Annotated in this window: 21 protein-coding genes; 17 read left to right on the top strand and 4 right to left on the bottom strand. The window is 70.7% G+C overall.

The features are described 5' to 3' along the window. Positions 1-63 precede the first annotated feature (63 nt). The 16 genes from prcB (at position 64) to D473_RS28530 (ending at position 17,917) form a co-directional block, all read left to right on the top strand. A complete protein-coding gene (prcB, locus tag D473_RS0107530; RefSeq protein WP_017608469.1) occupies positions 64-906 on the top strand; it encodes a proteasome subunit beta in 843 nt (280 codons plus the stop codon). Positions 907-959: 53 nt separating this feature from the next. Then, entirely contained in the window at positions 960-1,715 is a 756-nt protein-coding gene (prcA, locus tag D473_RS0107525; protein ID WP_033352921.1) for a proteasome subunit alpha, read from the top strand. Between the two features lie 111 nt (positions 1,716-1,826). Continuing rightward, positions 1,827-3,185 carry a Pup--protein ligase gene (pafA, locus tag D473_RS0107520; protein ID WP_017608467.1) on the top strand — a complete coding sequence of 453 codons (1,359 nt, stop codon included), beginning with the start codon at positions 1,827-1,829 and terminating at the stop codon, positions 3,183-3,185. A gap of 143 nt (positions 3,186-3,328) precedes the next feature. Further along, a complete protein-coding gene (locus tag D473_RS0107515; RefSeq protein ID WP_026126700.1) occupies positions 3,329-4,459 on the top strand; it encodes an FKBP-type peptidyl-prolyl cis-trans isomerase in 1,131 nt (376 codons plus the stop codon). Positions 4,460-4,559: 100 nt separating this feature from the next. Next, positions 4,560-5,564, top strand: a complete 1,005-nt coding sequence (locus tag D473_RS0107510; RefSeq protein ID WP_017608465.1) for a methionyl-tRNA formyltransferase — start codon at positions 4,560-4,562, stop codon at positions 5,562-5,564. A 280-nt stretch (positions 5,565-5,844) separates the two neighbouring features. Then, the gene (locus D473_RS0107505) at positions 5,845-7,896 is read left to right on the top strand and encodes a helix-turn-helix transcriptional regulator (protein ID WP_017608464.1); all 2,052 of its coding nucleotides are present in this window, start codon (positions 5,845-5,847) and stop codon (positions 7,894-7,896) included. Between the two features lie 62 nt (positions 7,897-7,958). Next, positions 7,959-8,147, top strand: a complete 189-nt coding sequence (locus tag D473_RS0107500; RefSeq protein ID WP_033352945.1) for a hypothetical protein — start codon at positions 7,959-7,961, stop codon at positions 8,145-8,147. A 66-nt stretch (positions 8,148-8,213) separates the two neighbouring features. Next, entirely contained in the window at positions 8,214-8,552 is a 339-nt protein-coding gene (tatA, locus tag D473_RS0107495) for a Sec-independent protein translocase subunit TatA (protein ID WP_017608462.1), read from the top strand. Between the two features lie 202 nt (positions 8,553-8,754). After that, positions 8,755-9,609 carry a twin-arginine translocase subunit TatC gene (tatC, locus tag D473_RS0107490; protein ID WP_017608461.1) on the top strand — a complete coding sequence of 285 codons (855 nt, stop codon included), beginning with the start codon at positions 8,755-8,757 and terminating at the stop codon, positions 9,607-9,609. A gap of 118 nt (positions 9,610-9,727) precedes the next feature. Next, positions 9,728-10,141, top strand: coding sequence for a DUF397 domain-containing protein (locus tag D473_RS0107485; protein WP_017608460.1), 414 nt, complete (start codon positions 9,728-9,730; stop codon positions 10,139-10,141). Between the two features lie 89 nt (positions 10,142-10,230). Further along, positions 10,231-11,133, top strand: a complete 903-nt coding sequence (locus D473_RS0107480; RefSeq protein WP_017608459.1) for a diacylglycerol/lipid kinase family protein — start codon at positions 10,231-10,233, stop codon at positions 11,131-11,133. Between the two features lie 10 nt (positions 11,134-11,143). Beyond that, complete coding sequence (locus D473_RS0107475; protein ID WP_017608458.1) at positions 11,144-13,990, top strand: DEAD/DEAH box helicase; 2,847 nt, start codon at positions 11,144-11,146, stop codon at positions 13,988-13,990. A gap of 251 nt (positions 13,991-14,241) precedes the next feature. After that, on the top strand, positions 14,242-14,649 hold the full coding sequence (panD, locus tag D473_RS0107470; protein WP_017608457.1) for an aspartate 1-decarboxylase: 408 nt from the start codon (positions 14,242-14,244) through the stop codon (positions 14,647-14,649). Between the two features lie 78 nt (positions 14,650-14,727). After that, a complete protein-coding gene (locus tag D473_RS0107465; protein ID WP_017608456.1) occupies positions 14,728-14,997 on the top strand; it encodes a hypothetical protein in 270 nt (89 codons plus the stop codon). A gap of 144 nt (positions 14,998-15,141) precedes the next feature. Continuing rightward, complete coding sequence (locus D473_RS0107460) at positions 15,142-16,422, top strand: MFS transporter (RefSeq protein ID WP_017608455.1); 1,281 nt, start codon at positions 15,142-15,144, stop codon at positions 16,420-16,422. Between the two features lie 121 nt (positions 16,423-16,543). Next, complete coding sequence (locus D473_RS28530) at positions 16,544-17,917, top strand: DUF4352 domain-containing protein (protein ID WP_338044136.1); 1,374 nt, start codon at positions 16,544-16,546, stop codon at positions 17,915-17,917. Between the two features lie 25 nt (positions 17,918-17,942). Here the strand turns inward: D473_RS28530 and D473_RS0107450 are convergent, their stop codons facing one another. The 3 genes from D473_RS0107450 to D473_RS0107440 all read right to left on the bottom strand — a co-directional run bounded on the left by D473_RS0107450 (position 17,943) and on the right by D473_RS0107440 (position 20,915). Then, positions 17,943-18,803, bottom strand: a complete 861-nt coding sequence (locus tag D473_RS0107450; RefSeq protein ID WP_017608454.1) for a (2Fe-2S)-binding protein — start codon at positions 18,801-18,803, stop codon at positions 17,943-17,945. A gap of 292 nt (positions 18,804-19,095) precedes the next feature. Continuing rightward, positions 19,096-19,941, bottom strand: coding sequence for an ABC transporter permease (locus D473_RS0107445; RefSeq protein ID WP_017608453.1), 846 nt, complete (start codon positions 19,939-19,941; stop codon positions 19,096-19,098). Next, positions 19,938-20,915, bottom strand: a complete 978-nt coding sequence (locus D473_RS0107440) for a daunorubicin resistance protein DrrA family ABC transporter ATP-binding protein (RefSeq protein WP_017608452.1) — start codon at positions 20,913-20,915, stop codon at positions 19,938-19,940. The genes D473_RS0107445 and D473_RS0107440 overlap by 4 nt, the downstream gene beginning before the upstream one ends. A gap of 103 nt (positions 20,916-21,018) precedes the next feature. Between D473_RS0107440 and D473_RS0107435 the strand changes: the two genes are divergently transcribed. Beyond that, positions 21,019-21,822 carry a TetR/AcrR family transcriptional regulator gene (locus D473_RS0107435; RefSeq protein WP_017608451.1) on the top strand — a complete coding sequence of 268 codons (804 nt, stop codon included), beginning with the start codon at positions 21,019-21,021 and terminating at the stop codon, positions 21,820-21,822. 89 nt (positions 21,823-21,911) lie between these two features. Here D473_RS0107435 and D473_RS0107430 read toward each other — a convergent pair whose 3' ends face one another. Next, on the bottom strand, positions 21,912-23,120 hold the full coding sequence (locus D473_RS0107430; protein ID WP_017608450.1) for a JmjC domain-containing protein: 1,209 nt from the start codon (positions 23,118-23,120) through the stop codon (positions 21,912-21,914). Positions 23,121-23,182: the final 62 nt, after the last annotated feature.

Raw genomic sequence — 23,182 nt, 5'->3', positions numbered from 1 at the left:
CCAGAGGCGCCCCGCCCGCACCCCCTGCTTCTCGGAGGGCGGGGCGCGAGTGGAGGGAGACGCGTGTTCGAAGGGTTCGAGGGCGGACGGATGCCCGCCGCGTACATGAGTGCGGGGACCTCGTCCTTTGCCGAGTTCCTCGGTGCGGTCAGCCCTGAGCTGCTGCCCGGCCACAACCCGCCCGCCCAGGGCGGGGGCGAACACCTGACGCCGGACGCGACGACCATCGTCGCCCTGACCTTCCCCGGGGGAGTGGCTCTGGCCGGTGACCGGCGGGCCACTCAGGGCAACGTGATCGCCAACCGGGACATGGACAAACTGTTCCGCACCGACGAGTTCTCCGCCGTGGCCATCGCCGGCTCGGCAGGGATCGGGATCGAGCTTGCCCGCCTGTACCAGGTTGAACTGGAACACTACGAGAAGATGGAGGGCCGGTCCCTCTCCTTGGAGGGCAAGGCCAACAAGCTGGCCCAGATGGTGCGCGGAAACCTGGGTATGGCACTGCAGGGTTTTGTCGTCGTCCCCCTCCTGATCGGGTTCGACGAACGTGCCGAGGAGGGCCGCGTCTTCAGCTACGACGCCGTGGGCGGGCGCTACGAGGAGCAGCGCTACCACTCCATCGGCTCCGGTTCGGTCTACGCCAAGGGCTCGCTCAAGAAGCTCTACCGCGACGACCTGTCGGAGAACGAGGCGATCAAGGCCGCCCTGGAGTCGCTCTACGACGCCGCTGACGACGACTCGGCCACAGGGGGCCCCGACCTGCACCGCAAGATCTTCCCCCTCGTGGACGTCATCACCGAGGACGGCCACCGCCGGGTGGCCGTCGACGAGGTCGAACGCCTGGCCACCGAGGTGGTCGAGGGGCGCGCCGCTCACCCCGACGGTCCCACCGCCCCGCTGAGCTGACCGCCCGGCTCCCACGTCAGACTTCTCCCGACCCAGGTTAGGAACGATCCGCGGTGTCGATGCCGTTCTACGTCGCCCCCGAACAACAGATGAAGGACAAGGCGGACTACGCGCGAAAAGGCATCGCGCGAGGCCGCAGCGCCGTCGTCCTGCAGTACGACGGCGGGATCCTCATGGTGGCCGACAACATGTCGCGCACCCTCCACAAGATCAGCGAGCTCTACGACCGCATCGGTTTCGCCGCCGTGGGCCGCTACCCCGAGTTCGAGAATTTGCGCCTGATGGGCGTGCGCTTCGCCGACGTGCGCGGTTACCAGTACGACCGCCGCGACGTGAGCGGGCGCCAGCTCGCCAACATCTACGCCCAGACCCTGGGCACGGTCTTCAGCGAGAGCCCTAAACCCTGGGAGGTGGAGATCGTCGTCGCCGAGGTCGGTGAGAGCGCCACCGACGACGAGATCTACCGCATCACCTTCGACGGCTCCATCGTCGATGAGCAGGGCTTCGTGGCCGTGGGCGGTTCCTCCGAGCACGTGTCCGGCCGGCTCAAGGACCGTTTCGCCGCCGACGCCACCCTGGCCTCCGCGCTCAACACCGCCACCCGCGCCCTGGCGGACGAGAACGCGGAGGAGCGCGAGCTGGAAGCGAGCAACCTGGAGGTCGCGGTCCTGGAGCGGGCCCGCGAACACCGCAAGTTCCGCCGCATCCACGGCCGCCGGCTGCGCACCCTCCTGGAGGAGGGCCGTTCCGGCACCGGCAAACCCGCCTCCAGCCGGAACCAGGGCAGTGATGACGGGGACGAGGGGTGATCTGAGGACGGCGAGTACGGTGCGGTGCCACCCGGCATCGCACCGACCGGGTGGGTGCAGGCGGCGTGGCCCCGCCGCCTGCACCTTCGGACGGGAAGTTGGTGAGGCCGCGTGGAACGACGCATCTTCGGTCTGGAGAACGAGTACGGGGTCACGTGCACCTTCAGGGGACAGCGTCGGCTGTCGCCCGACGAGGTCGCCCGCTACCTCTTCCGCAGGGTGGTCTCGTGGGGACGCAGCAGCAACGTGTTCCTGCGCAACGGAGCACGCCTGTACCTGGACGTGGGCAGCCACCCCGAGTACGCCACCCCCGAGTGCGACAACCTCGCGGACCTGGTGGCCCACGACAAGGCCGGTGAGCGCATCCTCGAAGGCCTGCAGGTCGACGCCGAGCAGCGCCTGCACGAGGAGGGCATCGCCGGCGACATCTACCTGTTCAAGAACAACACCGACTCGGCGGGCAACTCCTACGGCTGCCACGAGAACTACCTCGTGGGACGGCACGGGGAGTTCGGGCGCCTGGCCGACGTCCTCATCCCGTTCCTGGTCACCCGCCAGATCATCTGCGGGGCCGGCAAGGTCCTTCAGACCCCCAGGGGCGCGCTGTACTGCGTCAGCCAGCGCGCCGAACACATCTGGGAAGGCGTCTCCTCGGCCACCACCAGGTCCCGCCCCATCATCAACACCCGCGACGAACCCCACGCCGACGCCGAACGGTTCCGCCGCCTGCACGTGATAGTCGGCGACTCCAACATGAGCGAGACCACCGCGCTGCTCAAGCTGGGCTCGACCGACCTCGTGCTGCGCATGATCGAGGCCGGCGTGGTCATGCGCGACTACACGCTGGAGAACCCCATCCGGGCCATCCGGGAGATCAGCCACGACATGACCGGGCGCCGCAAGGTACGCCTGGCCAACGGGCGTGAGGCCAGCGCTCTGGAGATCCAGCGCGAGTACCTGGAGAAGGTCCAGACCTACGTGGACCGCCACGGCACCGACGCCACCGGCAAACGGGTGCTCGACCTGTGGCAGCGCACCCTGGAGGCGGTCGAGACCCAGCACTTCGAACCCGTCGCCCGTGAGATCGACTGGATCGCCAAGTACCTGCTCCTGGAGCGTTACCGCGTCAAGCACGACCTGTCGCTGTCCTCACCGCGTGTGGCCCAGCTCGACCTGACCTACCACGACATCCACCGTGACCGCGGCCTGTTCTACATGCTCCAGGACCGTGGCCAGATGGACCGTGTGGTGGACGACCTGAAGATCTTCGAGGCCAAGGCGGTGCCACCGCAGACCACCCGGGCCAGACTCCGGGGCGAGTTCATCCGCCGGGCGCAGGAGCAGCGGCGCGACTTCACCGTGGATTGGGTCCATCTCAAACTCAACGATCAGGCTCAGCGCACCGTGCTGTGCAAGGACCCGTTCAAGGCCGTCGACGAACGGGTCGACAAGCTCATCGCCGGTATGTGATCCCAGCTCACACAGCTCGGCCCCGGGTCCGCGCCCTCCGCGTCCCGGGGCCGGGCCGTGCCTGGGGCACGGTCGGGGCGGGCCCACTCCCGCGGTTCGGTAGTGTGACTCTGTCCCAGGCCCGAAAACAGAGGTTGTGACTCATGCACCGACGTGCTGTGGCCCTCGCGGTGCCGGCGACCGCCATCGCCCTGACGGTCTCCAGCTGCGGATCCATCCCTGAGGATTGGCGCACCCCCGCCTTCCTCCGCATGGGGGAGGACGAGGTCGACGAGCGGCTACCCGCTGTCTCCGGAGAGGTCGGGGAGAAACCCGAGGTCACCTTCCCCGACATGGAACCACCGGACGAGGAGGTCACCGGTGTCGTCCACGAGGGCCCCGGGGAGGAAGGGTTGGTACGAGACGACGACCTGGTCGTGGCCAACTTCGCACAGTACGAGTGGTCCGGCCCCGGAGAGGGCGAGGAACTCGACCCCGACCAGGCCAGCTACGAGACCGGCGCCCCCGACCTCATCCGCATGGAGGAGATGCCGGACGAGCTGGCCGCACCGATGATCAGCCAGTCCGTGGGCAGCCGCGTCGTCTACGTCATGCCCCCGCTGAGCGAGGAAGAGCGCACCCAGGCCGAGTCCACGGGCCAGGAGGTACCCGAGGGCGCCACCGTCCTGGTACTGGACCTGATGGACGTCTACAGCTCCGGAGCGGTCGTGCCCGGTGAAGCGACCGAGGACGTCGGGGAGGACCTTCCCAGCGTCGTCCAGGACGGCCACTCCGAGCCCGAGATCGACGTGCCCGACACCGACCCGCCCGAGGACCTGACCGTCGAACCCCTCATCGAGGGCCGGGGCGAGGAGGTCGAGGAGGGCCAGCAGGTCATCGTCCAGTACACCGGCGTTCCCTGGGAACCCGACGAGGAGGGCCGTAACGAGGTCTTCGACTCCACCTGGAGCCAGGGCGGCACCCCCTTCGACATCACCATCGGGTCCGGTGCGGTCATCGAGGGCTGGGACGAGGGCATGGTCGGCCGGCCCGTCGGCAGCCGCCTGCTCATGACGATCCCGCCCGACCTGGCCTACGGCGACGAGGACACCGGCATGGGCACCCCCACCGGCACGCTCGTGTTCGTCGTCGACATCCTCGGTGCCGTCGAGAACCCGCCCCAGCCCGACCCCGAGGACATGCCTGAAGGCATGCCCGAAGGTATGCCGGAGGGCGGCGGTGAGATCTCCCCCGAGGATCTCGAGGACCTGGAAGGCATGTCCGAAGGGGAGTAGGTCCCCGAACAGGGTGNGGGGGCGCGCGTGTCCGTGGAGACCGCGGGAGCCGCCAGTACGTACAGTCGGACCACGCTTTCAGGCACGTCGAGGGGGAACCATGCGGCGACGGTACTGCTACGTGTCCGGACTCCGGCTGGGCGTTCCGGCCCTGGAGGAACTCTGCGCGCAGGGGAAGCCGCCCTCCCTGGTGGTGTCCTACCCGGCCGAACTCGCCCACCGGTGCGGCTACACCGACCACGAGGACCTCGCCCGCGCCCACGGACTGCCGCACGTGCGCGCCGCCGACGTGGGCGCCGAAGAGGTCCAGGAGGCCCTGGCCGAGCACGGCATCGACCTCATGGTCGTGGCCGGCTGGTCCCAACAGGTGCCCGAACACGCCCTGGAGGCATTGCCCCTGGGCGCGGTCGGCCTGCACCCCACACCTCTGCCCGTGGGCCGCGGCTGCGCCCCCATCCCCTGGACGATCCTGCGCGGCATGCGCTCCAGCGCCGTCACCCTCTTCCACTTGGACGGCGAACCGGGCAGCGGCGACATCGTCGACCAGCGCTGGTTCGACCTCGTCCCCGGCATCACCGCCACCGGCCTCTACGAACGTGTGGGCCACATCCAGACCGAGCTCCTCGTGCAGTACATCGACGACCTGCTGGAGGGGTCCGCGCCCCGCCGTCCCCAGAGCGGGCACCCCTCGGTCTGGCCGCGCCGCCGTCCCAGTGACGGGCGCCTGGACCTCAGCGCCGCCGGCCGTGACGTCGACCGTATGGTGCGGGCCCTGGCCGACCCCTACCCGGGCGCGTTCGCGATGTTCGGCGGTGTCCGGGTGACCCTGTGCGACGGCGTTCTCAGCGACGTCCCCGGTGGTGCCCCCGGCGAGATCGTCTCCGCCGGCCCGGGGCGCACCTGGGGCATCACCTGCGGGGACGCGACCGTCTTCGTACCCGGTTCGGTGTGTGTGGACGAGGGTGTGCGCGCCGAACCGACCTCGCTGGCCATGTTCCGGCCCGGCGCGTTCTTCGACCAGCCCTCACCGCACACGGTCGAGGGCGGTCACAGAGCTTTTGTTCCCGGGCAGGCGCCCGTCTCCGACACCCTGCTGCAGGCCTGAGCGCCGGGGCCCGCCAGGTCGGTGCAGGCCGGCGCCCGGCCGCCGGGCAGGGCCCGCCGCCGTTGCCGTCTCGCGCACCGATCAGGAGCACACAGGGCCGCCTCCGGTCAGAGGGGCCGAACCCGGACAGAGGGGCAGGAACCGACGAACTTCGCCGCGGCGCCACCGGATCGTGCCCGGCACGGTACCGTCATTGCTGAACCGGACCCGGGCATGCACGCCGACATCCCCGGCGGTTCGTTCCACAGGTCGGTACACGGGCGGAAAGCGGGTGCGTCGCATGTCGCGCAAGAAGACCGAACGGCAGTTGAATCTCGTCATCTGCCTCTTGTCGACCCGGCGGCACCTGACCGCGCAGGAGATCCGCGAGACCGTGCACGGCTACACCGAGGTCGAGACCGAGTCCGCCTTCAAGCGCATGTTCGAACGCGACAAACGCGAACTGCGCGACAGCGGGATCCCCATCGAGATCGGTACCGGTGACGCGATCAGCGGAGAGGACGGCTACCGCGTGCGGCGCGGCGAGTACGAGCTCGCCGAGCTCACGTTGATGCCGGACGAGGCCCTGGTCCTGGGACTGGCCGCCCGCGCCTGGCGCCACGCCTCCCTCGGCAGCGCGGCCTCCGACGCCCTGTTCAAGCTCCGCGCCGCCGGGGTCCCGGTCGACCCCGGCGCCGCGCCGGGGCTGACCCCCGCCATGCGCACCGACGAGCCCGCATTCGGCCCCGTCTGGCAGGCCGTGCGCGACCGGCGGCCCATCGCCTTCGACTACCGCAAACCCGGCCGCGCCGGCACCGAGGCCCGGGAACTGGAACCCTGGGGCATCGTCAACCTGCGCGGCCACTGGTACGTGGTCGGCCACGACCGGCTGCGCGGGGCCCGCCGGGTCTTCCGGCTCAGTCGGGTCCGCGGCCGGGTACGGGTCCTCGACCACGGGCCGGACGTGGTCGTTCCCGAAGGGGTGGACCTGCGCTCGGTGGCCGCCGAGCACCGCAACGAACCCGAACGCACGGCCCGCCTGCGGGTACGCACCGACACCGCACACCGGCTGCGCCGCAACGCCCAGCGTGTGGTCGCCGGCGAACGCGGCGACGGCTCGGGCTGGGACGTCCTCACCCTGACCTACACCGACCTCAACACCTTCGTGGGCCGGGTGGCCTCCCACGGCGCCGACGCGGCCGTGCTCGAACCCGCCGAGGCCCGCACCGCGGTGGCCCAGCACCTGGCTGCCGTCGCCGGACGCACCCAGGACTCCGACCCGGGCCCCGCACGGAGCGGGGCCGGGGAGGACGGCAACACCACCGGGCGCGGGGCGCGCTCCTCCGATCAGCTGCGCCGTCTGCTCATGCTCGTGCCCTACGCCTTGGGCCGGGACGTGCGCGTGGCCGAGGTCGCCGAGCACTTCGACCTCACCGAGAAGCAGGTCGTCGACGACCTCAGGCTGCTGTGGATGTGCGGCCTGCCCGGGTACACCCCCGGCGACCTCATCGACGTCGACCTCGACGCCGCCCGGGAATCCGGCGAGATCATCATCGGCAACGCCGACACCCTCGCCCAACCCTTGCGCCTGACCGCCGACGAGGCCGCCAGCCTGGTGGTGGGCCTGTCCCTGCTGGAGGCGCTCGAGGGCAGCGGCGTGCCCGAGAGCGAGGCCCTGCGCCGGGTCGCGCGCAAACTCCGCGACGCCGCAGGCAGCGCCGTGGTCGACCTGGCCGACTCCGTCCAGGTACGCGTGGAGGACGACGCCCGCGCCGAACAGGTTCGCGCGACCTGCTCCGAAGCACTCGGGAACGGCCAACGCCTGCACCTGCGCTACCTGCACGGATACTTCGATCGTGTCGACGACCGCGAGGTCGACCCCATGGGCCTGGTGGTCGAGGGAGGCCACACCTTCCTGGAGGGGTACTGCCGCCTGCGCCGCGACGTACGTTTCTTCCGTCTGGACCGGGTCCTGGACCTGCACGTGCTGCCCTTCGCCGCCGAGATCCCCGAAGGTGTGGGCCGGCGCGACCTGTCCAAGGGTGTGCTGCAGCGCTCCGGGGCCGACGCCGTCATCACTCTCGAACTGGCCCCCGATGCCCGCTGGGTCACCGAGGACTACGTGTGCGAGTCGGTCACCGACCTGCCCGACGGGGGCGTGCGTGCGACCCTGCATACCCCCGCACCCGCCTGGGTCGCGCGGTTGGCGTTGCTCCTGGGGCCACAGGGGCACGTGGTGACACCGGGGGCCCTGGCCGAAGAGGTTCGCAGTGAAGCCGCACGGGCGCTCGAGCACTACGAAACGGTTCAAACCTCCACCGGGCCGGTCGAAATCACTTCGTCGCCCACGTGAGCCCCAGCCGTTCTCCCCGGGGGAGGAGCGTAGCCGAGCGTGAACCGGATATGGTTGAGGGCATGATTGTCCTCGCTGTCCTGTTCGGTGCGGTTCTCCTCGGGACCGTGACCGTCGCCGCCCTGTCGGTGAGAGCTGGGCGCGCGGTGCGCGAACTGTCCACAGAGACGGCTCGTGTGTCGGGGGAGGGCCGGGCGATCGGTGCCGAGTCACGTGCGGCCGGGACACGACCGGACGGCGCGCGTACGTGAGGGCCCCGAGACCGAACGCGCGTACCATTGACGGCGCTTGGCGGCGCCCCACAGAGAGGTAGAACCATGGGACCGTTCAACGGACCTACCATCGCCATTCTGGTGATCGTGGCCCTTCTGCTCTTCGGAGCCAAGAAGCTCCCGGACCTCGCCCGTTCCCTGGGGCGCAGCGCCCGCATCCTCAAGGCCGAGAGCAAGGGTCTGGTCGAGGAGGAGAACGAGGGCAAGGCCGAGGAGACCGAGGGGCAGGAGCAGGCCGAGACGCAGCAGAAGCCGCAGCCTCAGCAGGCCCAGACCCAGGACCAGGACGATGAGCCCGTCCAGCGCGACCCCCGCCAGCTTCCTCCCGGCCAGCGCATCGTGAACGAGTCCGGCGAGTCCGCCCACCACAGCTACGGCAACTAAAAGCACCAGCCGCCGAGAAGGGGCGGGTCCGTGTCGGGCGTACCCCCGTGTCCGCAGCCAGACGCGGTGACGACGGGCGCGGCGCCGACGGCGCCGCGCCGGACCGTTGTCAGCAGGGGCATCCGCTCTTCCGCCCGGGCCCCGAGGAGAAGAGAGTGACCGCACGATGAGGTCCCCCCGCCGGGACAATCCGGAAGCCCGGATGCCCCTCATGGAGCACCTGCGCGAACTGCGCCACCGCTTGACCAAGGCATCGATCGCCCTGGTGCTGGGCGCAGTGGTCGGCTTCGTGGTCTACGACCAGATCTGGGACTTCCTGACCGAGCCCTACTGTTCTCTGCCCGACTCCCAGGTCGTGGAGGGCGGGGGCTGCTCCCTCATCGTCACCGGTCCCTTCGACGCCTTCTTCGTCGCCTTCAAGATCTGGCTGTTCTCCGGTGCCCTGATCACCGCACCCCTGTGGCTCTACCAGCTGTGGGCCTTCGCCGCCCCCGCCCTGCACGGCCGCGAGAAGAAGTACGCCTACATCTTCTCGCCCCTGGCCGGGATCCTGTTCGTGTCCGGCGCCGCCCTGGCCTACACGATCACCTCCCTGGCACTGCAGATGCTCTTCGGCTTCCTGCCCGAGGACGCCGACCCCTATCTCACCATCGGCGAGTACCTCAACTACATGCTCATCATGATGGGCATGTTCGGGCTCGGCTTCGTCATGCCGTTGCTGGTCATCCTGCTCAACATCGCCGGGATCGTCACCCACGAGGCCATCGCCAAGTGGCGCCGCGTCATCATCTTCAGCGCGTTCCTGGCCGCCGCCGTCATCACCCCGGCCGAGCCGATCTCCATGCTCGCGCTCGCCGTCCCGTTGATCCTCCTCTTCGAGCTGGCCGAGCTGTTCTGCTTCTTCAACGACCGCCGCCGCAGGCGCAACGACCCCGCCTCCGGCCTCGACGACGACGAGCTCTCCGAGCTCGACGAGACACCCTCGGAGCTGGACGAGACCCTCTCCCCGTTGGAGGAGTTCGAGGACGCCGACGGAAGAGAGGACAAACGCCCCTGAGCGGGCCTGTACCGCGCTAAGGTCCCGTGGTGGGGCCCGCGGGTCCCGACCAGACCATCCCCGACGGGACCCGCCGGTGCGCGCAGGGCCCGGGGCGAGAATGCGGAGGAGACCGACTGTGACCGAGTCGACCGACCGGGAGCGGCAGCTGCCGCCGGAGGCCGAGGGCAACTCCAAGTGGCACGACACCACCGATGCGGTGTGGATGCGCTCGTCCTTGTCCGAGGAGAGCTCGGAGGCCATCGTCGAGGTCGCCGAGTTCGACGACGGGTTCCGGGCCGTGCGTGATGGCAAGTCCCCGGAGAAGGGCACCCTGTTCTTCACCCCCGCCGAGTGGGAGGCCTTCGTCCTGGGCGCCCGCGACGGTGAGTTCGACATCCCCGAGGAGTACCTCAGCGAGGAGGAGGCCGCGGTCCAGCGCGGCGACTCCGGAGGGGAGGCCACCTGGGTGCCCTCCCCGCTCAACACCCCCGAGGCCATGGCCGAGTACCATCGCCGCGAACGCGAGAGGCCGGCGGCGACGTCGGACTGACCGGCCGCGCACCCGGGCGCGAGGGTGTGCGCGCCACAGCCCCTCTCGGAGCCATTCCCTCCCCGCCCGGGTAGTGAAGGACCCCCGCCATGACCCCCCAGATCGCTCTCCTGGTCAACCCCTCCTCCGGTCGCCGTCGCGCCGCCATCGCGGCCGTCCGTCTCAAGGAGGCCCTCCGCGGGGCCGGTGCCCGCGTGCACGTCCACACCGGCGGTTCGTCCGCCGACAGCCGCCGTATGGCCCGCCTGGCCGCCTCTGAGGCCCCCGACGCACTCGTCGCCGTCGGCGGTGACGGCCTCCTCCACCAGGCCCTGCAAGGTGTGGCCGGGACCGGGGTGCCCCTGGGCGTGATCCCCGCCGGAACCGGAAACGACATCGCCCGCGCCTTCGGACACCCGCCGCGCACCGCCCGCGCCACCGCCGAGGCGATCCTGGCCGGACGCACCCGTCCCAGCGATGCCGTGCGCCTGCGCCTGGCCGACGGCACCCACCGTTATTTCCTCAGTGTCCTGGCCTGCGGTTTCGACGCGCGCGTCAACGAACGGGTCAACGGTTTCCGGTTCCGGCTCGGCCGCGCCGGCTACGTCGCCGGCCTGCTCGCGGAACTGCGCTCCTTCGTTCCCATCGACTACGAGATCGAGATCGACGGCCGCACACGCATCGCCGAACCCGGCATGCTCGTGGCCGTCGGCAACACCTCCAGTTACGGCGGCGGCATGCAGATCTGCCCCGACGCCGATCCCGAGGACGGGCTGCTGGACGTGACGTTCATGCGCCAGGGCCCCCTCCACCGGTTCCTGCGCCTGTTCCCCCTCGCCTACACCGGCGGACACACCGGTCTGCCCGAGGTCGTCGTCGAACGCGGGCGCAGGGTGACCGTGCGCGGGCACGGCCCGGGACCCGCCTACGCCGACGGCGAGCCCATGAGTGCCCTGCCCCTGGTGTGTGAGACCGCTCCCAAAGCGGTCGAGATGTTGGACCTGACCTCATAGTCTGAACATGATGAGTAGTCCAGCAGAGCGGTACGCCGCCTTCCGTCGGCGCCAGGCCGCCACCAGCGCCGCCATCGAGGCCTTCCAGGGCCTGTACGGCTTCGATTTCGACCCCTTCCAGATTCGGGCCTGCAAGGCGCTGGAGAGCGGTCACGGTGTGCTGGTGGCCGCACCCACCGGGTCGGGCAAGACCGTCGTCGGCGAGTTCGCGGTGCACCAAGCCCTGCAGGAGGGCACCAAGTGCTTCTACACCACGCCCATCAAGGCGCTGTCCAACCAGAAGTTCAACGATCTCGTCAAGCGCTACGGCGCCGACCAGGTCGGGCTCCTGACCGGGGACAACAGCGTCAACGGTGAGGCGCCGGTGGTCGTGATGACCACCGAGGTGCTGCGCAACATGCTCTACGAGGGCTCCTCCACGCTCTCCGGGCTGGCCTACGTGGTCATGGACGAGGTGCACTACCTCGCCGACCGTTTCCGCGGCGCCGTCTGGGAAGAGGTCATCATCCACCTCCCGGAATCGGTGCGGATGGTCGCCCTCTCGGCCACCGTCAGCAACGCCGAGGAGTTCGGCGAATGGCTGCAGCAGGTGCGCGGAGACACCACCGTCATCGTCGACGAGAAGCGTCCCGTCCCGCTGTGGCAGCACGTCATGGTCGGCAACCGCATGCACGACCTGTTCGTGGACCCCGAACCCGAGCCCGCCGCCACCGACACCGACGGGAACGAGTCGGGGCGTGGCCGCAAGCGCCGCCGCGAACGCCGGCGACAGCAGGACAAGCCCCGCGAGATCGAGGTCGGTGGTCAGGTCCTGCACATCAACCCCCGGCTCGTCAGCATGGCCGAGGAGGACGCGCGCACCACCCAGCTCGAGCACAAGCGCCGCCACCCGCAGAACCGGGCGCGCGGACGCATGCGCCCGCGCACACGTTTCGCGCCGCCCTCGCGCCCCACAGTCGTCGAGGAGCTCGACGACGACGGTCTGCTGCCGGCCATCACCTTCGTCTTCAGCCGTGCCGGGTGCGAGGACGCGGTGCGCCAGTGCGTGGCCTCGGGACTGGTGCTGACCACCCCGGAGGAAGCCGCGCAGATCCGCGAGTACGCCGAGACCCGCTGCGCCGACATCCCTGCGGCCGACCTGGCCGTGCTCGGCTTCGACCAGTGGCTGCGCGCCCTGGAGTCCGGTGTCTCCTCTCACCACGCGGGCATGCTGCCGACCTTCAAGGAGATCGTCGAACACCTGTTCACCCGCGGTCTGATCCGTATGGTCTTCGCGACCGAGACCCTCGCCCTGGGTATCAACATGCCCGCCCGCACCGTCGTCATCGAACGGCTCGACAAGTGGAACGGCGAGACCCACGCGCCCCTGACCCCCGGCGAGTACACCCAGCTGACCGGGCGCGCCGGGCGGCGCGGCATCGACGTGGAGGGCCACGCCGTCGTCGTGTGGCAGGCCGGAACCGACCCGGAGGCCGTCGCCAGCCTGGCCGGGACCCGCACCTACCCGCTCAACTCCAGCTTCCAGCCCTCCTACAACATGGCGGTCAACCTCGTCGGCCAGGTCGGTCGCAGGCGCAGCCGCACCATGCTGGAGGAATCCTTCGCCCAGTTCCAGGCCGACCGGGACGTGGTCGGGATCACCCGGAAACTGCGCAAGCACGAAGAGGCCCTGGAGGGTTACGCAAAGGCCGCCGAGTGCCACCTGGGCGACTTCATGGAGTACGCGGAACTGCGCCGGGCCCTCAAGGAACGCGAGAACGAGCTCTCCCGCAGCCGTTCGGCCCGCCGCCGTGAGGACGCCGTACGCAGCCTCGAGGTGCTGCGGCGCGGCGACGTCATCCGTGTGCCCGCAGGCCGTTTCGCCGGCCACGCGGTGGTCCTGGACCCCGGCCTGCGCAACGACACACCCGCGCCGTTGGTGCTGACGCTGGACAAGCAGATCAAGCGCCTCAACGCCGGGGACTTCACCCGCCCGGTCGAGGCGATCCAGCACCTGCGCATCCCCAAGACCTTCTCGCCCAAATCGCCTCGCTCGCGCCAGGACCTGGCCTCCACGCTGCGCAACAAACTCCGCGACGGCGGGGACGAACCGGTCCGTGAACGCCGCGGAGGCAAGGGTCCGGACGGCGAGGACCCCGAGATCAAGCAGCTGCGTTCGCAGATGAAGGCCCACCCTTCCCACGGGTGCAACGACCGCGAGGACCACGCCCGCTGGGCGGAGCGCTACTTCCGGCTCAAGAAGGAGACCGATGGGCTGCAGCGCCGTGTGGAGGGGCGCTCGCACATCATCTCGCGCACCTTCGACCGGGTCTGCGGGGTCCTGGAGGACCTGGAGTACCTGGACGGGGACACCGTCTCCGACGACGGAGGGCGCTTGGCCAAGGTCTACTCCGACCTGGACCTGCTCGTGGCCGAGTGCCTGCGCCGCGGGATCTGGGCGCACCTGGCCCCCGAGGAGCTCGCCGCCTGCGCCGCCGCCCTGGTCTACGAGGCGCGGCGCGACGACGACCCCTATCCGCGCATCCCCGAGGGCGACGTCGCCGAGGCCCTGGAGGAGATGGTGCGCCTGTGGGGCGACCTGCACGAGGTCGAACGGCGCCACAAGGTCGCCTTCCTGCGCCGACCCGACCTCGGGTTCGTGTGGACCGCCTACCGGTGGGCACGCGGGGACCGGCTCGACTCGGTACTGCGCCAGTCCGCCATGACTGCGGGCGATTTCGTCCGGACCACGAAGATGCTGGTGGACATGCTCGGCCAGATCGGCGGCGCCGCGGGCGACGCCGACGTGCGCCGCAACGCCCGCAAGGCGGCCGACCTGATGCTGCGCGGTGTGGTGGCCTACTCCTCCTTCAACTGAGCTCCGGGCCGGGGCCTGCCGGCTCGGGTCCCGGCCACGGCACGGAGACGGCGCACACGAGGGGGAGGGGAACACCGCGGATGCGGCCGTCGTTGTACCGGTGAGCCGGACCCCGATGGACGAACCGCTCACCGGTAACGGCCATCATGGGTGTGGGCGTGCGCGGCCCGCTGCCGCGCCGGGCGCGTCCCAGGGCACGGGACCCCCGAGGGGGCCTGTAATCGCAAGACACCTGAAACGAGGCTTGAGCTGTGCTGCGCACCCTCATGAACGGCAAGATTCACCGAGCCACCGTCACACAGGCCGACCTGCACTACGTCGGTTCGGTGACCATCGATGCCGACCTGATGGAGGCCGCCGACATCGTCGACGGCGAGCAGGTCCATATCGTCGACATCGACAACGGCGCCCGCCTGGTCACCTACGCCCTCGTGGGGGAGCGGGGCAGCGGCGTCATCGGTATCAACGGTGCCGCTGCGCACCTGGTCGACCCCGGCGACCTGGTCATCATCATCGGTTACGCGCAGGTCGAGGAGGCCGAGCGGGCCGAGCACCACCAGCACGTCGTGCACGTGGACCGCGACAACCGCATCGTCAAGATCGGCAACGACCCGGGTGAGCCGGTCCCCGGCGACGAGACGCTCCTCGCGACCCGCTGACGTCCGGCGCAACCCCCGCAAGCTGGCCGATTCCGGCCGGATCGGGCCGAACCCACCGAGGGTAGGTCCCCGGTCGGTATGCACACACTGGACGAGGGACGGCGGGTCGCCGCATACGTCGAATGGCAGAAGCAGGGGGCGTGGGTGATCCTGTGGGGTCCCTACACCCGCTGCTTCTGGGCCTTCGCCTGCTGGCCCGTCGTCCCCCGTGAGGGCGTGGTGATCCGCGCCGAGGACCCCGACGCCCTCTACTCCGAGATGCGCTACGTCGAACGCATGCACGGGTACCTGTGGTGGCGCTACGGGCGGGGACGGACCCGGGTTCCCAGCCCGCGGCCTCCCGCGTGAACGCACGGAGCTCGACCGCCTCGGCCTCCCCGGGCGGCGGGTGTCCGTGTCCTCGTTCCGTCCGGGGCTCCGTGAAGCAGGGCACAGCCCGGTGTGGAACACTACGGTCCGTCCGTTCCCCGCGTGCGCGAGAGGTGTTGGGAAGTGCCGACCGAGACGACGAAGGCGGTACGGGACCTGGCCGCGGTCCAGCGCCGGGCGGTTCTGGTGCTCGCGCTCACCCAGATCGCCGGCGGCATCGGTATGGGGGCCATGCTCGCGGTGGGCGCCCTCATCGCCCTGGAACTGTCCGGCTCCGACGCCTGGTCGGGCATGGCCACCACGATGATCACCCTGGGCGCGGCGGTCTTCGCCCTGCCCCTGGCCTCCCTGTCCGCGCGCAGCGGACGCCGCCCGGGTCTGGCCACCGGTTGGGCCCTGGGCGCCCTCGGCGGCACCGTCGTCCTGGCGGCGAGTGTGCTCGACACCTTCGTGCTCTTCTTGGCCGGAATGGTGCTCGTGGGCGCCGGCACCGCGACCAACCTGCAGGCCCGCCATGCAGCTGCCGACCTGGCCACGGACCGCACCCGGGCCCGGGACCTGTCGCTCGTGGTGTGGGCGACCACCGTCGGAGCCGTCCTGGGCCCCAACCTCATCGCTCCCCTCGCCCCGCTCTCCCGTGTGCTGGGGCTGCCCGAACTCCTGGGACCGGTCGTGGCGACCACGGCCGGGTTCGCGGTGGGCGCCGCGTCGACCTTCTTCCTCCTGCGCCCGGACCCGCTGCGCCTGGCCACACGACGCCGTGGCGCCGACACCCCGAGCACCGGAAGACTCACGGTTGCGGCCGCGCTGCGTGTGATCGCGCTCAGCCCCGCGGCTCTGCTCGCGGTGGCGGGTATCGTCGCCGGCCACACCGTCATGGTCGCGGTCATGACGATGACCCCGGTGCACATGACCCAGCACGGGGCCGAACTGACGGTCATCGGCCTGACCATCTCCCTGCACATCGCCGGTATGTACGCACTGTCACCGGTCGTGGGCCGGCTCGCCGACCGTCTGGGCCGGGTGCCGATGCTGCTCACCGGACACGGCATCCTCGTGGTGGCCGCCGTGGTCTCGGGCACCGCCGGACACGACGAGACGTGGGTGACCCTCGGCCTGATCCTGCTCGGTGTGGGCTGGTCCTTCGCTCTGGTCTCGGGCACCGCCCTGCTGGCCGAGTCCCTCTCCGCGGAGGTGAGGCCCCGTGTGCAGGGCATCAGCGACCTGGTCATGAACCTGGGCGGCGCGGCGGCAGGCGGGCTCTCCGGGTTCGTGCTGGCCCAGACGGGTTTCGCCGGCCTGAACCTGTTCGCTGCCCTGTTCACGCTCCCGGTCTTCGCCCTGGCCGTGCGGGCCCTGATCATCCGTCGCCGCTGGGACGGGGACGCCCCGAACACGGCCTGACCTTTACCGGAAACGCCCCTTTTCCTCACCTGTGTCGGCCTCGCCCGCAGTTACCGTGCGGGTGAGGGGCGCGCGCCGCCCGCCGGGCTGACCGGCCCGGACGCGATCTGGGGGAGGAACGGTGACCGAGCGGGGACCCGAGGACGGGCAGGAAAGAGAACCGGACCGGGGACAGAACCCGGTCGACCGGCATCCGCCCGAGGAATGGCGTCCCGGTGACGCCGGCGATCCCGTGTCGGGGGGAGCTCAGCCGCCGGGCGAACCTCCCCACCGGTTCCCGCACCACGACCCGCCCGTGGACCGCCACCCTCCCGAGGAATGGCGCCCCGGCGACCCCGGAGACCCGATGGCGGGCGGCCCCCAGCCGCCGGGGGAGCCCCCGCACGAGTTCCCGCCCGCACACCACGGCGCGTCCGCGCAGGAGCCGGAGGAGGAACACGGAAGGGCCCCGGACGATCGCTCACAGCCGACCTTCGCGCCCCCGCCCGGGCACCGGCCGGAGGGGCCCTACAAAGCACAGGGCGACCCCTACCAGGAGCTGATCGGGGGCCACGGCAACCGCCCTGCGGGCGGATCCGGCGAGCCGCAGGAGCACGGACCCGCCAAACTCCAGGGCGACCCGCACCGGCGCAGACCGGACCAGGGCCCCACCACCCCGCGGTCCGGGGGACACGGGCCCGGGGAGCACCCCACAGGCGCCCCGCCCGAACCGGTCGACAACACCGGTGAGCTCTCCGAGGGGCCCAACGGTCTCGACCAGGCCGGCTTCGAACACGCAGGTTACGCGCCCGGGTACGGGGAGACGGACGCCCCCGGTGCGGGCGCGGGCAGCTATCCCCCGGTCGAGGCGCCTGCGGAGCACGGAAGGGGACCCTACGGTCGTTCCCAGGGTGAGAACCCGCCCGAACCTTATCCGCCCGCAGACTATCCGCCGGGAACCTACGCGGCCGGCAGCCAGGCTCACCCGCCCGGCGGCGGCTACGCCCCGCCCCCGCCCGCCCCGTGGGGCAAGATCCTCGGGATCGGGTGCGGGGTCGCACTGCTGCTGATGCTCGTGGCGGGCGGGTGCATGGCGGCGGCGATGTTCACCGTCACCGACGATTCCCCCAACGCCGAGGGGCCCGGTGTCGAGGAACCCGGAACCTCCGAGATGCCCCCGTTGGAGGACACCGATGTCACCGCCGAGAGCACCGAGTTCGAGCCCAGCCCGCTCTACACGGGCGGCGAGTACACGAGCGTGGAGGTGAGCGTGGTCAACAACGGCCAGGAGCAGCTCGACGTCAACCCGCTCTACTTCACCATGATCGACCAGGAAGGCCAGAACCACTCCAGCCGCACGGGGGTCGGTATGGACGACAACGAGATCGGTACCGAGAAGCTCTCGCCGGGGCAGGCGACCAGCGGCGCCGTCACGGTGGAGGGCGGTGATCTGGCACTGGAGCGGCTGATCTTCGCCCCGATCGGTCACCAGCCCTTGGAGGTCCCGATCGACTGACCGGGGTCTTCGCGGGGTGCCCGGGTCAGGGCGCCAGGGCCGGGTTCTGCAACCACTCCGACAGGTCCTGCCGGCGCTCGCTGTCGCACTTGAGAGGGCAGGTGGTGCAGTACCCGTGCTCGGGGTCGCCCTTGTAGTCGAAGCAGCAGGTACCGCGTACGGCCCACGTGCCTCGAGGGTGATCGGGGGCGAAGGGGAACAGGCGCGGGCGCTTGCGTGTGACGGCGCCGGCCTCGATGACGGCGTCGCCCAGACGGGTGGCGCTCTCCCACGCGGACTCGGCGTCGCGGCCCAGGAAACGCGCCGGGTTGAGCATGTAGAAGTGCAGGGTGTCCAGAGCCCACCCCCACAGGGTGCGCTTGCCCGCGCGTGAGTGCTGGTACAGCGCCTCCATCAGCGGTTCGAAGGTCGTGAAGACCGCCTCACCCGCCATCCGGAACTGTTCGTCCTCGTCGCGGGCGACCACGGTGTCGGGGTGGTCGGCGGCCGGGTCGTCGGGCAGGACCGCCCAACGCAGGTCCACCACCGTGGGTGTGCCGAACTCGGAGCGGGCGGTGTGCCAGGGCAGCTGGAGTGTGAGCGGGCCCAACAGGGGTGCGCGCCCGGTGAGGTAGAGGGAGGCCGCGGCGAGGAAGATCGGCTCTCGCAGGGTCACCCGCAGGAAGTTGGTGGCGGCGGGCAGCCGGTGCCCGGGGCCGTGCTCGGTGCGCAGCTTGTCGAAGAGCACCGGGACCCAGCCCTCCGCGACCATGCTCGTGACGCTGTGCCACTGCAGGTCGGCAGGGGCCCGGGTGTGTGCTCCGGCCGAGGCGACCAGGTCCGGGAGCGGGGCGAACTTCAGCGGGGCGCACGCCTCACGCAGTGTGGCGTGTGGTCCTGGAGTCACCGTGAACCTGCCCTTCCTCGCACGATGCCGTCATGTCCGGGGCGATGTGGCTGCAGTTCCCTCCGGAGCGGCGGGTACGTCCGCGCCTCTTAAGTGAGGCTACCCTAACGAAGCGCGCTGGGGCAATGATGCGACCCGCCACGATCGGCGGGTCGATGTGCAGGTCTGCGGGTTTTCGGCTCAGCGGGCCGTGCGGGGCCGGGTGCGTCGCAACCACGGTGTGCGGCGGGTGCCGGTGGTCGGGTGTTGCGGGGGAGCGGTGGCCATGGTGCCTCCGGGGCCATCGGCCGGATCATCGGTTGAGTCGGGCGAAACGGCGTAGTGCCGGGGGCACCACGAGCACGATCAGGACGAGTGAGAGTCCGGCGGTGAGGAGCACGGCGTGTTCGGCCGGCCAGGAGTCCGAGGGCAGTGACGGGTTGCCGAACAGCTCCCGCGTGGCGGTCACCACGGACGAGATCGGGTTCCATTCGGCCACCGGCGCCAACCAGTCCGGCATGGCCTGCGCCGGGACGAAACTGGTCGAGAGCATGGTCAGCGGGAACGCCATCGGGTAGACGAGCATGCTCGCCGTGTCCGGGTCGGGCATCACGAGTCCCAGCAGCACCCCAGCGCACACCAGGGACAACCGGAACAGCAAGAGCAACCCGACCGCAGCGGCCGCCCCTGCGGCGTCGGACTCGGGACGCCACCCCAGGAGCAGGCCCACGCCCAGCAGCAGTGCGACCTCCACGACGGCGCGCAGCATGTCGGTCAGGACCCGGGCCCACAGCAGGGCCGCGGGTGACATCGGCAGGGTCCGGAAGCGGCTCATCACCGACAGCGAGGTGTCGCGGGCCACCCCCGACGCGGTCCCGGCGATCCCGTAGAACATGACCATCGCGATCATCGCGGGCACGAGCATCGCCCGGTAGTCGGCCTCGTCGCCGGTCGGGGACATCACCCCGCCGAACACGTAACCGAACAGCAGCACCATCAGTACCGGCATGGTCAGGGCAATGGCGGGTTCGAAGGGCTCACGCGCCATGTGGCGCAGGTTGCGGCGGGCCAGGGTCAGCGTGTCCGACCAGGTCTTGGCCGGGCTCGACCGGGGAGCGCGGTGGTCGGCGTGCACGGGTGCGGCGGTGACGGTGTTCATCGGATGGTCTCCACGCTCTCGGTCGGTGCGGTGGTGCGTCCGGTCAGGGACAGGAAGACCTCGTCCAGGCTCGGGCGGCGTACGTCGAGGTCGGCGATGCGCGAGCCCATCCCCTCCAGGGCACGGGAGGCGCACATCAGGGCCCGGACCCGGTCGGTGACGGGCACTTCCACACGCAGGCCGGACGGGTCGACGGAGGGTGTGGCCCCGAGCGCGCCGCCCAGCAGCTCGGCGGTCCGGTCCAGGTCGGCGGGGGCGTGGACGAGCACGTCCAGGCGCAGGCCGCCCACGCGTGCCCGGAGGTCGTCGGGTGTGCCGGTGGCGACGGCACGGCCGTGGTCGACGACGGTGACCCGGTCGGCGAGGCGGTCGGCCTCCTCCAGGTGCTGCGTGGTCAGCAGCACGGTGGTGCCCTCCCGCACCAGCGCGGTGACGGTCTCCCACACCTGCATGCGGCTGCGCGGGTCCAGGCCGGTGGTGGGTTCGTCCAGGAACAGCACGTCCGGTTCGCGCAGCAGGCTCACGGCCAGGTCGAGGCGCCGGCGCATCCCCCCGGAGTAGGTGCGCGAGCCCCGGTCCGCGGCCTCGGTCAGGTCGAAGTCGCTCAGTAGCGCTTCGGCGCGCTCCCGTGCCGCCGAGGCGGTCAGACCGTGCAGCCGGGCGAACATCTCCAGGTTCTCCCGGCCGGTGAGGAGTTCGTCCACGCTCGCGTACTGGCCGGTCAGGCCGATACGGGCGCGCACCTGGTCGCCGTGCCCGACGGTGTCGAAACCCTGGATGCGGGCCCGGCCGCTGTCGGGATCGGTCAACGTGGCCAGGGTCCGTACAGCGGTGGTCTTGCCGGCGCCGTTGGGGCCCAGGAGCCCGAGGACGGTGCCGGGTTCGGCGTGCAGGTCGAGCCCGTCCAGGGCCCGGACCCGTCCGTAGCGCTTGGTGAGGGCCTCGGCGTGGAGGGCCGGGGTCGGCGAGTTCATTCTGTGTACTCCATAAACTGTGTATGTCGCATAGTTAATAGTGTAAGTAATACACAGAACTAGGATGGTGTCAACGCCCAACCGATCCGGATCCTGGTGGAACATGACGAGCGAGCAGCCGGACCCGGCCGCCACGACCGACGAGATCCGACTCCTGTGGAGCGGACACGAGCCCGGCCCCGCCCGGAGAGGGCCCCGGCCGAAGCTCACCCGGAGCGAGGTCGTCACGGCCGCCGTCCGGCTCGCCGACGCCGAGGGGATCGAAGCCGTCTCCATGCAGCGCGTGGCCGCCGCCCTGGGGTACACGACCATGTCCCTGTACCGGTACGTGGACAGCAAGGACGACCTGCTCCTGCTCATGGCCGACGCCGCCATGGACGCCACACCCCCCGGCCCCCGGGAGGACGGCGACTGGAGGGCCGGGGCGGAGGAGTGGTGCCTGGCGGTCGTCGCCCTCTACCGCGCCCACCCCTGGATGGTGCGCCTTCCCGTCACCGGCCCGCCCAGCGGCCCCAACGGGATCCGGTGGATGGAGGCGGGTCTGCGCGAGATCTGCGCTCCCGGTCTGCGCCCCAGCGAGGCCGTGCAGATGCTGCTGATCCTCACGACGGTCCTGCGCGAGACCCTGCGCATGGAGTTCGACATGCGGCAGGCCGCCCACCGGCACGGACAGCAGATCAGTGACAACGAGAGCGCCTGGGTCCAGGGGCTGCTCGGGGTCCTGGAGACCGACGCCTTCCCCACGGTCACCCGTGTGCTCGGGCAGTTGGGGGCCGAGGAGGACAAGTTCGGCGGGCTCGATTCCGACTCCGAACGTGGGGGCGGACCCGTCGAAGGTCTCGGGTTCGGTCTCGACCGCATCCTCGACGGCATCGAGGCCTACACCGGAGGGAGAACGGCGGACTGAGCGGTGGGGGAACGGCGAACCGAGCGGCGGACCGACCACGACGGGGCCGACCGCACCCTCGGACGGCCCCGTCCAGGTCGGCGGCCGGCTCAGCCCTGGATCAGTACCAGATGGTGGCGGGCCAGCGCGGACACCGCCTGACCGGCGATCTCCGCGCCCACACCGGCGCGTTCGCCCAGCTCACCCACGGTCAGTGACCGCTCCTCCGCCAGGATCTCCAACACAGGCTCCACCACCCCGGGGAACCGGTACCGGCGTCCGGCCACCGTCAGCGCCACCTTGCCGTCCGGCTCCCGCGACACCGGCGGCGGCAGGATCGGTACGAACTCGACCCGCGCCCCTTCCGGCGGCAGGGCCTCTTCCACCGGCCAGGGCAGGCTGTAGGAGGCCCGGCGCGGGAACCGGGCGTCCCGTTCGGCCAGGAAGGCATCCAGGTCGCCTTCCTCCGCCAGCTCCGACAACCGCGACAACAACTCGTGCCGGTGCTTGCGGCGCTGCTCCGGAGCGGCGAACCGGGGCAGGTCGCGGCGGAAGACCTCCTCCTCGTGCAGGCGCCGCACCAGCGACTCCGCCCAGTCCACACCGGTGGCCCGCGTGAAACCGAAGGTCAGGTGCATGCTCATCTCGCCGGTCCCGGTCACCGTGTGCCACCACCCGCGCGGTACATGGATCGCCTGACCGGGACGGAGGACGCCCTCCCACACCATGGAGAGTTCACCGCCGGTGCCACGGGGCGGGCCGTGGCCGTGGTCGGTGTCCACCCGCATCGGGAACGGACGCGAGCCGGGACCGTGCACCTGCCAGTGCTTGGTGCCCGCCACCTGCACGATGACGGTGTCGTGGTCGTCCCAGTGGGTGTCGAACCCGCGCGAGTCACCCCAGATCAGATACAGGTTGGCCTGCGCGCGCTCGCGCACCAGCCGCATCAGGTCGTCGGCGGCCGCACCGATCGGCGCATGCATCCGGTCGATGCTGTCCAGCACCAGGCTCGCGCCCTCGCGCAACTGTCCGTACAACGACTCCGGGCGGATCACCCGGCGAGAGGAACGCGACTCCGTGGCCGCGTCGGTGTAGGCCTCCAGCGGAACCGGTGCCCCGTCACGGTGCAGTCGCAGCCGCGGCGGCTCGGGGGAGCGGGTGGCCAGAAGATGGTTGAGGTCCTCGAAGGTCAGTAGCGAGTCCACCGCCTCCGCACCCAGGTCGGCCAGGAAGAACTCCTCCGACAGGCGCGTGGTCAGGGCCTCGCGGCCCACGGTCTCGCTCAGGGTCCGGGTGAAGATCTGCCCCGGCTCGGTCACGTTCCCTCCCGAGAAGGGTGAGTCGGTCGCTGTTGCCGTCCCACGGACGCCAGGGCCCGGGG

The organism is Nocardiopsis xinjiangensis YIM 90004 (assembly GCF_000341145.1).
GTDB lineage: Bacteria > Actinomycetota > Actinomycetes > Streptosporangiales > Streptosporangiaceae > Nocardiopsis > Nocardiopsis xinjiangensis.
The sequence above is the reverse complement of the archived record's forward strand: the minus strand, read 5'-3'. Positions and strand labels throughout refer to the sequence as shown.

Coding starts and splice junctions, on each gene's coding strand:
- tatC (WP_017608461.1), top strand. CDS start 8,755: ATGCCCCTCATGGAGCACCTGCGCGAACTGCGCCACCGCTTGACCAAG.
- tatA (WP_017608462.1), top strand. CDS start 8,214: ATGGGACCGTTCAACGGACCTACCATCGCCATTCTGGTGATCGTGGCC.
- D473_RS0107475 (WP_017608458.1), top strand. CDS start 11,144: ATGAGTAGTCCAGCAGAGCGGTACGCCGCCTTCCGTCGGCGCCAGGCC.
- D473_RS0107515 (WP_026126700.1), top strand. CDS start 3,329: ATGCACCGACGTGCTGTGGCCCTCGCGGTGCCGGCGACCGCCATCGCC.
- D473_RS0107465 (WP_017608456.1), top strand. CDS start 14,728: ATGCACACACTGGACGAGGGACGGCGGGTCGCCGCATACGTCGAATGG.
- D473_RS0107510 (WP_017608465.1), top strand. CDS start 4,560: ATGCGGCGACGGTACTGCTACGTGTCCGGACTCCGGCTGGGCGTTCCG.
- D473_RS0107435 (WP_017608451.1), top strand. CDS start 21,019: ATGACGAGCGAGCAGCCGGACCCGGCCGCCACGACCGACGAGATCCGA.
- D473_RS0107505 (WP_017608464.1), top strand. CDS start 5,845: ATGTCGCGCAAGAAGACCGAACGGCAGTTGAATCTCGTCATCTGCCTC.
- D473_RS0107440 (WP_017608452.1), bottom strand. CDS start 20,915: ATGAACTCGCCGACCCCGGCCCTCCACGCCGAGGCCCTCACCAAGCGC.
- D473_RS0107480 (WP_017608459.1), top strand. CDS start 10,231: ATGACCCCCCAGATCGCTCTCCTGGTCAACCCCTCCTCCGGTCGCCGT.
- D473_RS0107445 (WP_017608453.1), bottom strand. CDS start 19,941: ATGAACACCGTCACCGCCGCACCCGTGCACGCCGACCACCGCGCTCCC.
- D473_RS0107500 (WP_033352945.1), top strand. CDS start 7,959: ATGATTGTCCTCGCTGTCCTGTTCGGTGCGGTTCTCCTCGGGACCGTG.